Source organism: Massilia sp. Masssp94 (assembly GCF_059491305.1).
The window spans coordinates 2193955-2209481 of sequence record NZ_CP168501.1 but is presented as its reverse complement, the minus strand read 5'-3'; the positions used below and the strand labels follow the sequence as shown (position 1 = coordinate 2209481).

Here is a 15527-nt window from a genome sequence, read left to right as displayed (position 1 = left end):
ACAAAGTAAATGGCAACAATCGACAGGATAGGCAAGTACCGCATCGACGGCGTGCTGGGCAGCGGCGCCATGGGTGTGGTCTACAAGGCGTACGACGCCGACATCGCGCGCACGGTCGCGCTCAAGACGATCAGGCACGAGCTGCTGGACGGCCTGCAGGACGGCCTGCACGAACAGGACATCGTCGCCCGCTTCCGCAACGAGGCGCAGGCGTCGGGGCGCCTCGTGCACCCGAACATCGTCGCCGTGTACGACTTCGGCGCGTACGCCGACACGACGTACATCGCGATGGAATATGTGGACGGCACGCCGCTCAATGCGTTCCTCGTCAAGGACGTGCCGATGGACCTCGCGGCCAGCATCACCTGCATCACGCAGTTGCTGCGCGCGCTCGACTACGCGCATGCGCGCGGCGTCGTCCACCGCGACATCAAGCCCGCCAACATCCTCATCACGGGCGACGCACAGGTCAAGATCACGGACTTCGGCATCGCCAAGATCGAGTCGTCGACCCTGACGCAAGTGGGTGCCGTGATCGGCACCCCCAGCTACATGTCGCCCGAACAGTTCAAGGGCGAGACCGTCGACGGCCGCTCCGACCTGTTCGCCGTCGGCATCGTGCTGTACCAGATGCTGACGGGCGTGCGGCCGTTCAGCGGGCCGGCGTCGACCGTCATGCACCAGATCATCCACGAGACGCCGCCGCGCCCGAGCGAGCGCCAGCCGTCGCTGAATCCCGCGTTCGACGCGGTGCTCGCGAAGGCGATGGCCAAGCGCATCGAAGACCGCTACCCGAACGCGCAGGCTTTCCTGGACGCGCTGAACGCCGCGTACATGCAGCAAACCGGCGGCGTGCCCCTCACCGACGAGGACAACGAGCGCACCGTGCTCGCGTTCCAGCGCCCGGCCGTGCCCGAGCCGGCGCGGCCCGCGCATCCCACCGGCGCGTCGCAGAGCATGCCGGCGACGGGCAGCGCCTCCAGCCTGACCAGCGCGCCGGAGTGGCTGCACGGCCTGGCCCCGGACCTGCAGACGGCGCTGTCGACGCAGATCGGCCCCGTCGCGAAACTGGTGCTCAAGAACGCGGCGCGCGACGCCGTCGACCTGGACGATTTGTGCAACCGCCTGCTGCCGCACATCGGTTCCGATGCGGGCCGCACGCAGTTCCGGGACAGCGTCCGCGAGATCAAGAAGAAGCACGGCCTGTCCACGCTGGCCACGATGGGCGGCCGCAGCCAGGCCGGTGCGCCGAAGACGCAACTGACGCAGATGACGGGCATGCCGACGCTGCTGCAACTGAGCCCCGAGCAGATGGAGGCGGCGCAGATGAAGCTGGCCCTGTACGTGGGCCCGATCGCGAAAGTGCTGGTCAAGCGCGCGTCCAGGATGACGGGCAATGCCGACGAGTTCTATCGGCTGCTGGCCGAAAACCTGCCGGACCCGCAGGAACGGGCGCGCTTTTTGAAGGATGTGGGGCGGAGTTGAGTCACCATGCAACTGTATAATCGATCGATTCCTTCAGGACCCCAATGCCCATCACTCTGAGCGTCTACATGTACCGCAACGCGGCGCCGGCCCAGGCGCTGACGCGGCGCTTCGACCAGCTGGGCGGCGCCATCGGCCGCGCGCCCGGCAACGACCTGGTGCTCGACGATCCCGGCAAGTACATCTCGCGCCTGCATGCGCGCGTCGAATACCGCGACGAGGGCTTCTGGCTCGTCGACGTCGGCAGCAACCCGAGCCTCGTCAACGACCGCCCCGTCGGCACCGGCCGCTCCGTGCAGCTGGAAGACGGCGACCGCGTCACCATCGGCGACTATCAATTGCTGGCCAGCGTGGAGAGCGAGGCGACGGCGTTCATGCCTGCGGCACCACCGCCGTCACCGCTGCAGGTTGCGCCGCCACCGCCGGCTGTCACGCCCGAACTGCCCATGAATCCGGACGATTCGCTGGCCAATGCAGGCATCCTGGACGTGGGCGGCGATCCGTTGAACCCGAGCTTCGATCCGCTCGGCCTGAATCTGTTCGGCAGCCTCGCACCGGCGCCCGCACGGAGCGTACCGGCCTGGCGCGGCGCCGAGAGTGATCACGTGCCGCCGGAGCAGTTGCCGTTTGCGCCGCCGCCCGTCGTGGCAACGCCGCAGCCGCAAGCCGCGCCGGCGATGGCCATGGCGATTCCGGACGATTACGATCCGCTGGCGGACTTCCTGCCGCCGCGCGTGCAGGCCGCACCGGCGCCGGCGCCGCTGAAGGTCGAGGAAGCCGAAGCAACCGCGTTCGCGCCGGCCGAGCCGCCCATGCCCGCGGCGCCGCCGCCACCGCCGCCGCCGCCGCCGCCGCCGCCACCACCTGTGCCAGCCGCACCGCGCACCCCGGGCACCACGGCCGCGGACGACCCGGTGATCCAGGCCCTGATGCGCGGCCTGGGCCTCTCCGAACTGAACACGAAGCGCAGCGCCGAGGAGATCGCGGAACTGGCCGGCGCCATGCTGCGCGAAGCGACGGCCGGCACGATGGGCGTGCTGATGGGCCGTGCCATGACCAAGCGCGAGAGCCGCCTGGACATGACGATGATCTCGGCCGCCGCCAACAATCCGCTGAAATTCTTCCCGGACGCGGACAGCGCGCTGACGCAGATGATCAACGGGACGATGCCTGGCTATATGCAGCCGGCGCGCGCGTTCGCCAACGCGTTCGACGACCTGAAGGCGCACGAGCTGGCGATCATGGCCGGCATGCGCGCGGCGCTGGAAGGCGTGCTCGCCCGCTTCGACCCGGCCGCCATCGAGGCGCGGCTGCAGGTGCCGACCGTGATGGACAAGATGCTCGCGGCGAACCGCAAGGCCAAGATGTGGGACCGATTGGTCGAGCTGTACACGCAAATGGCCGTTGAGGCGGACAGCGATTTCCATCGCCTGTTCGGCGAAGCGTTCGGCAAGGCCTACGAGGAACAGGTCGCGCGGCTGCGCCAGGCGCGCCGCTGACCTCCCATCAACCGATACTCCAATCACTGCCAACGAATGTCCTGGAATAGTAAAGTCATCTGGTCGGAGGGCATGCTGCTGCAGCCCCAGCACCTGCAACAGCACGACCGCTACCTGCACAGCGTGATCGAACAACGCGTCGCGGGCGTGCGCGCCTACGCGTGGGGTTTCACGAAGCTGGTCATCGACGAACAACTGCTCGCCCAGGGCAAGCTCGCGTTGCTGGCGGCGAGCGCCGTGCTCCCGGACGGCACCACGCTGAACCTGCCGCAGGACGACGCGCTGCCCCAGCCGATCGACATCCCCGAGGATGCGCGCGACGCGCTGATCGTGCTGGCGCTGCCGCTGCGCCGCATGGGCATCGCGGAGACCGGCGACGATCCGGGCCCCGACAACTTCGCGCGCCACCGCCCCGTCGACTACGAGGCGATGGACAGCAATGGCCTGGACAACAGCGCGCTGATGCAGGTGGGCAGCCTGCGCCTGCGCGTGGCGCTGGAGAAGGACGTCGTCAACGCGTACACGACCCTCGGCATCGCGCGCGTGATCGAGCGCCGGCCGGACAACCGCGTCGTGCTCGATCCCGCGTATTGCCCGCCGTGCCTGGACTTCCGCGTCGCGCCGCGCCTGTCGGCCTTTGCCGATGAACTGGTCGGCCTGCTGGGCCAGCGTGCGCAGGCGCTGGCCGGACGTTTGAGCCAGCCCGGCGTCGCCGGCGCCGCCGAGATCGCGGACTTCCTGATGCTGCAGCTCCTGAACCGCAGCCTGCCGCTGTTCGGCCACCTGGCCGGCATGACGGGCCTGCATCCGGAGCGGCTGTATGCGGAACTGGCCCAGCTGGCCGGCGAACTGTCGACGTTCAGCCGGCCGGACAAGCGCGCCGCCACGTATCCCGTGTACCGTCACGACCGGCTGAACGAAAGCTTCGCGCCGCTGATCGAAGACGTGCGCGCGGCGCTGTCGCTCGTCGTCGACCCGCGCGCCGTCGCGCTCGCGCTGGAAGAGCGCCAGTTCGGCATCCGCGTGGCCGTCGTGCCGGACAAGGAATTGCTGCGCACCGCGACGTTCGTGCTCGCGGTGAACGCGCACATGCCGCCGGAAGCCGTGCGCAGCGGCTTCCCGGCCATGGTCAAGATCGGGTCGATCGAAAAGATCCGCGACCTGGTCAACCTGCAGCTGCCGGGCATCGCCCTGCGCGCGCTGCCCGTGGCGCCGCGCCAGCTGCCGTTCCACGCCGGCTACACGTATTTTGAACTCGACAAGGCGGGCGAGCACTGGACCCAGCTGCAGAACTCCGTCGGCTTCGCGATGCACATCCCGAACGAGTACCCGGGCCTGCAGATGGAGTTCTGGGCCATCCGCAAATAAGCAAATGAGCAGGAGGACCGCTTGAGCGATCCAACGAACCCCATGCAGGACCCCGACCGCACCGTGCTGGTGCCCGCACCCGGCGGGCGCCGCACGGCCCCCAGCCAGCCGCCGGCTGCCGAGCCGCCGCGTCCCCAATCCGCCGGCGCACCGGCGCAACTGCACGGCGTGGGCCTGAATCCGCTCGTGCGCGCCGCGAATCCGCTGCTCGACCTCGTGCCGCCGCTGCGCCGCATGGCGTCGCATCCGGACGTGGAAGCGCTGCGCATGCAGCTGATCCAGGCGATCAAGACGTTCGAGACCAGCGCCAAGGCCGCGCACGTGAACCACGACCAGATCGCGGCCGCCCGCTATGCGCTGTGCACCCTGCTGGACGAGACCATCTCGTCGACGCCGTGGGGCGGTGGCGGCGTGTGGGCCAGCCGCAGCCTGCTCGTCGCGTTCCACAACGAGGCGTTCGGCGGCGAGAAGTTCTTCCTGATCCTGCAGAAGCTGTCGCAGGCGCCGAAGGACAACGTCGATGCGCTGGAGCTGATGTATCTGTGCCTCGCGCTTGGCCTGGAAGGGCGCTACCGCGTCATCGACAACGGCCGCAGCCAGCTGGACGCGCTGCGCGAACGCCTGCAGCAGCTGATCGCACAGCAGAAGACGCCCGTCGAAACCGAGCTGTCGCCGCACTGGAAGGGCGCCACTGGCAAGGGCGAGCCGCTGTGGCGCATGGTCCCCGTGTGGATCATGGCCGCCGGCGCCGCGGTCATCCTGATCCTGCTGCAGCTGTTCCTCGGCCATCGCCTGGGCAATGCGTCCGATCCGGTGTTCGCGAACCTGCTGTCGCTGAAGACGGCGCCGCCGCCGGTCGCGACGCCTGCCGCTCCGGCACCGGCCGTGCCGCGCCTGGCCGGCTTCCTCGCACCGGAAATCGCGCAAGGCCTCGTCACCGTCGTCGACAGCGCCGACCGCTCCGTCGTCACCCTGCGCGGCGACGGCGTGTTCGCATCGGGCAGCGGCGACGTCTCCGGGGCATACCTCGGCCTGCTGGGCCGCATCGGCGACGCGCTGAAGACCGTGTCCGGCAAGGTGATCGTCGTGGGCCACACGGACAATACGAAACCCGGCCTGTCGGCGCGCTTCCCGTCCAATTACGAACTCTCGAAGGCCCGCGCGACCGCCGTGCGCGACCTGCTGGCCGAACGCGCCGGCCCGGAAGCGCGCTACAGCGTGGAGGGCCGCGGCGACTCCGAACCGCTCGCGTCGAACGACACGCCGGCCGGCCGCTCGCGCAACCGCCGCGTGGAGATCGTCCTGCTGACGCCTGCCACCGCACCTTGAGACCAACACGACAACCGCAATGAAAAAGTTCTTCACCTGGCTGATCAAGCCCGCCGTGCTGGCCTTCCTGGGCGCGCTGCTGCTCGCGCTGGTCATCTGGTTCGAGTTACCGTTGGTGTCCTACGACGGCCATTATCCGTTCGCATCGGAGACGGTGCGCTGGACCTTCATCCTTATCGTCTTCGCGCTGTGGGCCGGCTGGCTGGGCTGGCGCTGGTTCAAGGCGTGGCGCGCCAACCGCGAACTGATGAAGAGCGTGGCCGGCGAGGATGCGAAGTCCGCGCCCGCACCCGAGGAAGGCGCCGCCGAAGTGGCGCAGCTGAACAAGCGCATGCAGGACGCCATCGCGATCCTGAAGAAGGCGAAGACGGGCGGCAAGGGCGGCCTGTACCAGCTGCCGTGGTACATGTTCATCGGCGCGCCGGGCAGCGGCAAGACGACGGCGCTGACGCAATCCGGCCTGAAATTCCCGCTCGCGGACGCGCTGGGCAAAGGCGGCGTCAAAGGCGTGGGCGGCACGCGCAACTGCGACTGGTGGTTCACGGACGACGCCGTACTGCTCGATACGGCCGGCCGCTACACGACGCAGGACAGCAACGCGGGCGCCGACAAGGCCGCATGGACGGGCTTCCTGCAACTGCTGAAAAAATACCGCCGCCGCCGTCCCATCAACGGCGTGATCGTCACCGTGCCCCTACGCGACCTGCTGCAGGACACGGAAGCAGAAGGTCGAGCAAATGCGCAAGCGATCCGCGACCGCCTGAAGGAACTGCATGATCAATTGGGCGTGCGCTTTCCGGTCTACGTGCTCGTGACGAAGTGCGACCTGCTGGGCGGCTTCGTCGAATTCTTCGATGCGCTGGGCCGCGAGGAACGCGCGCAGGTGTGGGGCATGACGTTCCCGCTGCAGGACGGCATGGATGGCGACGCCGCGCTGGCCGCGTTCCCCGCCGAATTCGAGCAGCTGGAACAGCGCCTGCAGGAGCGCGTGCTGGCGCGCATGCAGCAGGAGCGCGATCCGCACAAGCGCGCGCTGGTCTACAGCTTCCCGCAGCAGTTCGCGGGCATCGAGGACGTGTTGAAACGCTTCCTGGACGACGTGTTCGCATCGAACCGCTACGAACGCCAGGCGCTGCTGCGCGGCGTGTACTTCAGCAGCGGCACGCAGGAAGGCAGCCCGCTGGACCGCGTGATGAGTGCGATGGCCGCGTCCTTCGGCCTGGAGAGACAAGCGCTGGCGCCGAACGCCGCCAGCGGCCGCAGCTACTTCATCACGAACCTGCTGCAGCAGGTGATCTTCCCCGAGGCCGAACTGGCCGGCGTGAACCACGCGCTGGAGAAGCGCCGGCGCGTGATCCAGTGGGGCGCGGTTGCGGCAATCGCCGTCGCCTTCGTACTGCTGGGGGCCGGCATGATCACGAGCTATGTGCGCAACCGCGCGTACGTCGCCGACATGGAAGCGAAATCGGCGGACATCGCCAAGCAGGTGGCGGCATTGCCCGCGCAGGGATCGACGGTGCAACTGCTGCCCGTGCTGGACGCCTTGCGCACGCTGCCGGGCGGCTACGACGACCGCGACAAGGGCGCGCCTCTTTTGAACCGCTTCGGCCTGTACCAGGGCGACAAGCTGGGCGAGGCCGCGCGCATCGCCTACCGCAAGGTGCTGCAGGACACGCTGCTGCCGCGCCTGCAGCAGCGCATGGAAGACCAGCTGCGCAGGAGCGCGGCCAACAGTCCCGAGTACCTGTACGAAGTGCTGCGCGTCTATCTGATGCTGGGCGACGCGAGCCACTTCGACGCCGAATCCGTCGCCGCGTGGGCCGCGCTGGACGATGCGCGCAACCTGAAGGACGCGAACGACGATCAAAAAGCGGCGCTGGCCGCGCACGAGCTGGCGCTGATGGAAAACTTCCGCGACGGCCAGGCGATGCCGCGGCTGGATCCGCAACTGATCAGCGATACGCGATTGACGCTGGCGCGCATGCCGCTCGAACAGCGCGTCTACAACCGCCTGAAGCGCCAGCTGATGCGCGAGAAACTGCCGGAATTCAGCCCCGCCAGCGCGGGCGGACGCGAAGCCGCGAACGTCTTCGTCCGCAAGAGCGGAGAGCCGATCACGCGCGGCGTGAACGGCATGTACTCGCCCGCCGGCTACGCGCGATTCCTCGAGACGAGCAACGAAGCCGTCGACGACGTCGAGAAGGAACGCTGGGTGCTCGCGCAGCAGGAAGCGACGCAGGCCGGCAACCGCGACCAGGTCCGCCAGGCCGTGCTGCGCCTGTACTACGACGACTACATCGCGCAATGGGATGCGCTGCTGGCCGACGTGAGCCTGCGTCCGTTCGGGACGCTGGAGCAGGGCGCGCGCATCACCAATTTGCTGTCCGGCGCGGAGTCGCCGATGCGTAAATTCCTCGTCGCGGCCAGCAAGGAGACGACGCTGGGCGGCACCAAGGCACCCATGGCCGCATCGGTCACGGCCGCCGTCAGGGGCAAGCTGGACGCCTACAAGAAGAAGCTGGAAAGCGCGATGGCCAGCACGGACGATGCCGCGCCCGCCGCACCGGTGAAGGCCGCGAACCCGGTCGACGCGCACTTCGAAGACCTGCACAAGATGACGATGGGGACGCCGTCGCCGCTGGACCAGTCGCTGGGCATGCTGAAGGACGTCGCCGTCTACCTGGACAGCGCCGCCGCCGCCAAGCGCACGGGCGCACCGCCGCCGCCGGGCGACGCGCTCGCGAAAGTGAAGCTGGAAGCGGACGGCAAGCCGGCCCCGCTGGGAACGATGCTGAAGTCGATCGACAACGGCGGCGCGGGCCTCACGTCCGGCAGCGAACGCGAACGCTTGAACGCCTTGTGGACCGCGGGCCCGGCGCAGTTCTGCCGCCAGGCCGTCGCGGGCCGCTACCCGATCGTGAAGTCCGCCGCGCAGGATGTCACCGCCGACGACTTCGGCCGCATGTTCGCGCCGGGTGGCCTGATCGACGACTTCTTCGCGAAGAACCTCGCGCAATACGTCGACATGGGCGGCGCCCAATGGCGCTGGCGCGCGACCGCGAACGACGGCACGCTCGGCATCCCGCAATCCACGCTCGACGAATTCCAGCGCGCGGCAAAAATCCGCGACGCGTTCTTCGCGAACGGCGGCCGCCAGGCCTCGATGCGCTTCGACCTGAAGCCGGTGGCGCTCGACCCGGCCATCACGAAGTTCGTGCTCGACATCGACGGCCAGGCCCTGACCGCGGCGCCGGGCGCACTGGCGCCGGCATCGTTCCAGCTGCCGAGCGGGAAGGGCAGCGGGCAGGTACGTCTCGACGTCACGCCCGCGAGCGCGCATGGCTCGCTGCACACGGAAGGCCCGTGGGCGTGGTTCCGCATGCTCGACAAGGCGACGGTCGAACCGACCGCGCAGGGCGAGCGCTACAAGGTCACGTTCGATGCCGATGGCCGCAAGGCCGCGCTGGAACTGACCGCGAGCAGCGTCGTCAACCCGTTCCGCCGCGCCGTGCTGGAACAGTTCCGCTGCGTGGACAAGCTGTGACCGGGTACTTCGGCAAGGTCTCCACGCTCGGTGACTTCGTGTCGCGCGGGCTGCCGGACGGGCTGGCTGCGGCCTGGGATGCGTGGCTGCAGCAGTGCATTCATGCGAGCCAGCAGCAGCTCGGGGATCAGTGGTTGAATCACTATCTCACCAGTCCGGTGTGGCGGTTTGCGATTTCACCCGGGGTGCTTGGGCCGGAAGGATTGGGCGGCGTGATGATGCCGAGCGTGGATCGCGTCGGGCGCTACTTTCCGCTGATGATCGGTGCTGTCGGTGCGCCGCCGTTGCTGGACTGGTTTCACAAGCATGTGGCCTGGTACGACGCGCTCGAGGATCTGGCGCGGGCGTCGCTGGACCCGGCGTTCGGGCTGGCGCAGTTCGATGGCATGCCGGAGCCTGGGGTGGCGAAGGATGCGCAGCCTGTGCCGGTGAATGGCACATGGCGTTTTGCGCTGGACGAGAACGTGGGCGAGCGTATCGCCGCGGCGGCGTTGCAAGGCCATAGCCTGTGGTGGACGGCGGGTTCGCCGGGCGTTGAACCGACGATGCTCACGTGTGCCGGGATGCCGCGAGCGCAAGGATTTGCAGCGATGTTGGACGGTACCCGGCATTGAACCGTTGAGTGGTTCCCTTGAGGCGCCCCAACTGCCGCCAAGGGTGGACGAGCAAAATTATCAAACCGTATATCCGGTTTGATTGAGGAGTCCATCCATGAACAAGCAAAGCGCATCAATCCGCGGCGGAATGTTGCTGTGCATAGCGGGAGTGCTTTCCGGGTGCGCGACGAACGGCATGACGCGCTCGGGATTCCTCGATACGTATGAGACGCTTGCGCCGACGCGATACGAGCATGTATTGATGTTCCGCGAGCCCGGCTTCGACCCGGGCCGTTACGCCGAAGTCGTGGTGGAACATCCGTTGATCAAGACAAGTTCCGGCCGCATCGAAGGGCTCGACGACGCGCAACAGCGCGAAGTCCTGGATTATGTCGACGCCGAACTGCATCGTCAGGTGAGCAAGATCCCGGCGGCGCCAGGCGCGGCAGGCCGGGTACGGCTGCGCGTGGCGGTGACCGAACTCCAAACACCCAATCGGATGGTCAACGCGATGACGCTGCTGCTGGTCGGTCCTGTCACAACCGGCGGCGCGAGCCTGGAGTTCGAAGCCGTCGACGACAGCACCGGCCGCCGCATTGGCGCGGCGACCTGCTTCGATCACGGCAACGTCCTCACCGAATTCTTCGCCTCATATACCGTGCTCGGTCACGCCAAGGCGGCGATCGCGACGTGCATCGAGCGTATCGATGGCGCGTGGCGGGATACAACGCCCGTGAATACTGCACAGCTATAATTCATGGATTCTTACCGGAGGATTCATGTTCGTGCACGGTCTAGTATCGACATCCATCGCCATGCTTGCCATGGTATCCACCGCCGCGCTGGCCCATCCGGCCGCCGATACCGCGTGGGATGCCGGTGCACGGGCCGCCGACAAGGCCTATTGGGAAGCCTATAACCGCGCCGATCCGGATGGCATGAACGCCTGGCTGGCGTCGGACGTCGAGTTCTATCACGACCGTGGCGGCAAGGTAATCGGCAAGAAGGCGCTGTCCGCGGTGAACGACGGCATGAAGAGCGCGCCGGTCAAATTGCGTCGTGAAGCCGTGCCGGGAACGATCCGCTTTTTCCCGATGCGCCAGGGCGAGACGCTGTATGGCGCGATCGTCACCGGCGAACATCGGTTCTATGCGCGGCCTGCGGGCGCACCCGAGACGCTGGCGGGGCATGCGAACTTTTCGCATCTGATGCTCTTGCAGGGGAAGCAGTGGCGCATCTCACGCATTTTCAGTTACGAGCACGTCGACGCGCCCGCGCCAGCGAAGTAAAGAGCCGTCTTAGAACTCGTAGGCGCCGATATCGACGGCCGCGCCACGGGGGCGTGCCACCAGCATCAGGTCGACTCGAGGTGCCGACGTCGACGTACCGCGGTCGATCGCCGGCGAACTGCTCGACAGGCGATAGTTGCCGGTGCCGTTGGCCTGGTAGGCCACGAACAGCGGATCCGACGAAATCGTGCCGCTGACGCTACCCGCCACGCGCATGGCGGTGCCGCTTTTTGCCACCAGGTTGTTCACATAACGGTTGTTACCGGCCATCTTGCCCAGTTCGACGATGCCGTAGGTCGTGTTGTCATACACGACGTTGTTGGCGACGTAGTTGTTGGCCGAACCCGTGGTCGTGCCGGCATCGCCCTGGCCCAGCAGGATACCGTCCTTGCTGCGGAAGACCGTGTTGTTGACGATCGTCGACGCGGTCGCGCCGTGCCATTGTTGAATGCCGGCCATGGCAACGCCCGAGACGAGGTTGTTCGTGACGACATTGTTTGCGTTCGCGATGTAGATGCCCTGCACGGTATTGCACTTGCCGATCATCGAAGCACCGATGTTGCGCACCACGTTGCGGTCGATGGCGACACCGCCGACCGGGCCATAGGTATCGATGGCCGCGCCGCCGCTGCCGTTGCAACCGCCGCTGATGGTCAGGTCATGGATGAAGTTGTTGGTCATCGTGAGGTTCGCGCCGGCGGCCAGGATGCCGTGACGGCCCGAGCCGGAGATGTCGAAACCGTCGATATCGACATAGCTGCCGCGCGAATCCCACGTGATACCGGTGCCCGACACGATGATCTTCGCCCCCCATTTCACGTCCGAGACGAACTTGATGCGGGCGGTTGCGGTACCGCTCTTGCTCGTCTTGATGCCGGCGTTGTCCAGCGCGGGCGCGGAGACCCGATACGTGCCTGCGGCAACGTGGATGACGGTGCCGGCGCTTGCGAGCGCATCGGCACGCGCGATCGACTTCACCGGCGCGGTTTGCGTTCCGGGATTCGAGTCGGAGCCGGTTGTGGAGACATACAAATCCTTGGCGACGGCGGAAGCCATCGGGGCCGCTGCGAGCAGCACGACGGCGCCGCAGGACAGGAGAACGTTTGCACGGATGTTGGAAGCGAAAACAGTGGTTTTTTTCATCGGGAGAAGCCTGGCTCAGCAAGTTAATGAGTAAGCTTTGAGGCAGGGAAACTTCCTAAGTTCACTTTTTTTGGCGAAAAATTTCTGTGGCGTAGCAATCCTTCAAGAAAGAAATCGCCGGGTAGTGAGACAATCTTTCCGAACACACCAACATCACCAGGAATTTGGAATGAATGACCGTATGACCCCAGCCCCGGACCAGGGCCTGCCGGCACCGTTATTAGCCGAACTGCAAGCCCGCTTCGGCCCCCGTTGCTCGACCGCCGCCGCGGTGCGCGAACAGCATGGCCGCGACGAATCGTCGTTCGTGGACGTGAATCCGCCGGACGCGGTGGTGTTCGCCGAGGACGTCGCGGACGTCCAGGCGCTGCTCGCGTTGGCGGGCCGGTACGCGGTGCCGGTGATCCCGTTCGGCGCGGGGTCGTCGCTGGAAGGTCATCTGCTGGCGGTACGGGGCGGCATCAGCCTGGACGTGAGCCGCATGAACCGCGTGCTCGCCATCGATACCGCGGACATGACGGCCACCGTGCAGCCGGGTGTGACGCGGATGCAGCTGAACCAGGCCCTCAAGGGCACGGGGCTGTTCTTCCCCGTGGATCCGGGCGCGGACGCGTCGATCGGCGGCATGTGCGCCACCCGTGCCAGCGGCACCAACGCCGTACGCTACGGCACGATGCGCGAGAACGTGCTCGCGCTGCAGGTCGTCACGGCCGCGGGCGAGATCGTGCATACCGGGACGCGTGCGCGCAAGAGCAGTGCGGGCTACGACCTGACCCGGCTGATGGTGGGCAGCGAAGGCACGCTCGGCGTGTTCACCGAGATCGTCGTGCGTCTGCATCCGCTGCCGGAAGCGCAGTCCGCGGCCGTGTGCTCGTTCCCGGGCATCGCCGACGCGGTGGGCGCCGCGATCGACATCGTCCAATCCGGCATTCCGATCGCGCGCATGGAGCTGATCGACGCGAACACCGTGCGGATGGTGAACCGGTACAGCAAGCTGGATCTGCGCGAAGAACCGATGCTGCTGATGGAATTCCACGGCACGCCGGCTTCGGTGCGCGAACAGGCGGAAACGGTCGAGGCCCTGGCGGGGGAGCACGGCGGCGCGGCGTTCGCCTGGGCGACCGACCCCGAAGCGCGGTCGCGGCTCTGGACGGCGCGCCACCATGCCTATTTCGCGGCCATCGCCTCGATACCCGGCTGCCGCGCGATCAGCACCGACACGTGCGTGCCGATCAGCCGCCTGGCGGAATGCCTGCTCGAGTCGGTGCGCGAAGCGGACGAGATGGGCGTGCCGTATTCGCTGGTCGGGCACGTCGGCGACGGCAACTTCCATTTCGGCTACCTGATCGATCCGCACCAGCCCGAGCAGCGCGAACGCGCGGAACTGCTCAACGCCCGGCTGGTGGCCCGTGCGATCCGCCTCGACGGCACGTGCTCGGGCGAGCACGGCATCGGCATGCACAAGATGGATTTCCTGGTGCAGGAAGCGGGGCTGCCCGCGGTGGAACTGATGCGGGCCATCAAGCGCGTGTTCGATCCGCAGAACATCCTCAACCCCGGCAAGGTGTTGTGGGGCGCCCCCGAACAGGGCGCAGTGCGGCGCAGCTGGGCTACGTCCGCGGCAACGCCACCCTGAACACGGTTCCCTTGCCCATTTCGCTCTTCACACCAATCGTGCCCTGATGCCCCTGCACGATCCCGTACACGATCGACAGCCCGAGCCCGGTCCCTTTGCCAACGGGCTTGGTCGTGAAGAAGGGTTCGAAGATGTGATCCAGGTGCGCCGGCGCGATCCCGCATCCGTTGTCCTCGATCTCGACCCAGACGACCTTCTCGTCATGGCCGGTGCGCACGATGATCGTGCCCTTGCCCTCGATGGCGTGGGCCGCGTTGATGAGCAGGTTCAGGAAGACCTGGTTGATCTGCGAGGGCAGGCAATACAGCTCGGGGACGCCGGCGTATTCCTTGACGACGTCCGCCTTGTACTTGATTTCGTTCCAGGCCACGTTCAGGGTGCTGTCCAATCCCTGCTCGAGATCGGCCATTTCCTTTTCCGTGCCGCCGGGCCGGGAGAAATCCTTCAGGTTCTGCACGATGTGCTTTACGCGCTGCAGGCCTTCCCGCGATTCGGCGAACAGCGCGTCGAGGTCCTGGCGGATGTCGTCCAGCCCGATGTCTTCCTTCATGAAGGCGACCGGAGCGCGCGCGTCGCCCGGCAGCAGCCCTTCGACGCCTTCGAATGCGCTGATGAGCTTCAGGATGTCTTTCGCGTCGCGTTCGAGCGCGCCGAAATTCGAACTGATGAACGCGAGCGGATTGTTGATCTCGTGGGCGACGCCGGCGGCCAGCAGGCCGATCGAGGCCATTTTTTCGGACTGCAGCAGCTGGCCCTGCATGTCGCTCAGCTTGCGGATCAGGACCTGCTGCTGTTCCTTCTCCGCTTCCAGCCGCGCATTGGCCTCTTCGAGTTCCTGCGTGCGCTCGCGCAGGCGCTCTTCCATCTGCTTGCGCTGCGTGATGTCGTAGCCGATGCCGACGATGCCGTTCACCGCGCCGTCCGCGCCGCGCAGCAGCACCTTGGTCGTCACGGTCCAGCCCAATTCGCCCGTGTCCTGGTCCTCGACCAATTCCTCGTAATCGAACAGCGACTGGCCGGAATCCATGACCTGCTTTTCGTCGGCGAAGTATTTGGCCGCCAGCTCGGCCGGGAAGAAATCGTAGTCGGTCTTGCCGATCAGTTGCGGCGGTGTCTCGACGCCGGCCAGGCGGGCCATGCGGTTATTCCCGAACAGGAAACGGCTGTCCCGGTCCTTGGCGTAGATGCGGAAGGGGATGTTGTCGACGAGGGTGTGCAGCAGCGTGTGTTCGAACGCCAGTCCTGTCGCCGACCGGTCTTGCCGGCTCTGTTCCCGCAGGGCCGCGTTCGTCAGCGCGATGGACGCCGCGGTGGCGAGGATGTCGAGCAGCGCGGCGTCGACTGCCTGCGCATGCTCCAGCACGACCATGCCGTCGCCGACCGCGAAACAGGTCGTGTCTCCAATACAGGCCGTCTCGCCGGCGGCCGCCCAGTATCCGCGCTCGGCGCCGCACAGCGACACCGCAACGGCCACCGTTTCCTGCTGCAGTGTCTCCACACTGGCGTCCGCGGTGAGACGACGTAATCCTTGCGCCAGCGCTGCGAGCGCTGGCTCTTCGGTTTTTCTCTCGGAGAAATTTAGTTTCGTCATGGTAATTTATTCTTGCAGGTTCCTCCCGGTAATTACAAATGGTTTCG

At 66.8% G+C, this 15527-nt stretch carries 11 protein-coding genes; 9 read left to right on the top strand and 2 right to left on the bottom strand.

Annotation, left to right across the window (positions count from 1 at the left end; genetic code table 11):
- The first annotated feature begins 9 nt into the window (after positions 1-9).
- The 8 genes from ACEN9G_RS09685 to ACEN9G_RS09650 all read left to right on the top strand — a co-directional run bounded on the left by ACEN9G_RS09685 (position 10) and on the right by ACEN9G_RS09650 (position 11110).
- Positions 10-1485, top strand: a complete 1476-nt coding sequence (locus tag ACEN9G_RS09685; protein WP_413338461.1) for a serine/threonine-protein kinase — start codon at positions 10-12, stop codon at positions 1483-1485.
- Positions 1486-1529: 44 nt separating this feature from the next.
- The gene (gene tagH, locus ACEN9G_RS09680) at positions 1530-2984 is read left to right on the top strand and encodes a type VI secretion system-associated FHA domain protein TagH (RefSeq protein WP_483126606.1); all 1455 of its coding nucleotides are present in this window, start codon (positions 1530-1532) and stop codon (positions 2982-2984) included.
- A gap of 36 nt (positions 2985-3020) precedes the next feature.
- Entirely contained in the window at positions 3021-4352 is a 1332-nt protein-coding gene (tssK, locus tag ACEN9G_RS09675) for a type VI secretion system baseplate subunit TssK (protein WP_413345482.1), read from the top strand.
- Positions 4353-4373: 21 nt separating this feature from the next.
- A complete protein-coding gene (locus ACEN9G_RS09670) occupies positions 4374-5681 on the top strand; it encodes a DotU family type VI secretion system protein (protein WP_483126605.1) in 1308 nt (435 codons plus the stop codon).
- Positions 5682-5700: 19 nt separating this feature from the next.
- Positions 5701-9225 (top strand): type VI secretion system membrane subunit TssM, encoded by a 3525-nt coding sequence (tssM, locus tag ACEN9G_RS09665; protein ID WP_413337788.1) that lies wholly within the window; start codon positions 5701-5703, stop codon positions 9223-9225.
- Positions 9222-9839, top strand: a complete 618-nt coding sequence (gene tagF / locus ACEN9G_RS09660; RefSeq protein ID WP_413337787.1) for a type VI secretion system-associated protein TagF — start codon at positions 9222-9224, stop codon at positions 9837-9839. Before tssM ends, tagF begins: the two co-directional genes overlap by 4 nt.
- 97 nt (positions 9840-9936) lie before the next feature.
- Positions 9937-10575 carry a DUF3313 family protein gene (locus ACEN9G_RS09655; RefSeq protein WP_413337786.1) on the top strand — a complete coding sequence of 213 codons (639 nt, stop codon included), beginning with the start codon at positions 9937-9939 and terminating at the stop codon, positions 10573-10575.
- Positions 10576-10600: 25 nt separating this feature from the next.
- On the top strand, positions 10601-11110 hold the full coding sequence (locus tag ACEN9G_RS09650; protein ID WP_413337785.1) for a nuclear transport factor 2 family protein: 510 nt from the start codon (positions 10601-10603) through the stop codon (positions 11108-11110).
- A 9-nt stretch (positions 11111-11119) separates the two neighbouring features.
- Here ACEN9G_RS09650 and ACEN9G_RS09645 read toward each other — a convergent pair whose 3' ends face one another.
- On the bottom strand, positions 11120-12253 hold the full coding sequence (locus tag ACEN9G_RS09645) for a right-handed parallel beta-helix repeat-containing protein (RefSeq protein ID WP_413337784.1): 1134 nt from the start codon (positions 12251-12253) through the stop codon (positions 11120-11122).
- Positions 12254-12422: 169 nt separating this feature from the next.
- Here ACEN9G_RS09645 and ACEN9G_RS09640 point away from each other — a divergent pair, with 169 nt between their 5' ends.
- Complete coding sequence (locus tag ACEN9G_RS09640; protein WP_413337783.1) at positions 12423-13889, top strand: FAD-binding oxidoreductase; 1467 nt, start codon at positions 12423-12425, stop codon at positions 13887-13889.
- On the opposite strand, the gene ACEN9G_RS09635 is transcribed toward ACEN9G_RS09640, so the two are convergent.
- Positions 13864-15480, bottom strand: coding sequence for an ATP-binding protein (locus ACEN9G_RS09635; RefSeq protein ID WP_413337782.1), 1617 nt, complete (start codon positions 15478-15480; stop codon positions 13864-13866). The genes ACEN9G_RS09640 and ACEN9G_RS09635 overlap by 26 nt on opposite strands.
- Positions 15481-15527 lie beyond the last annotated feature (47 nt).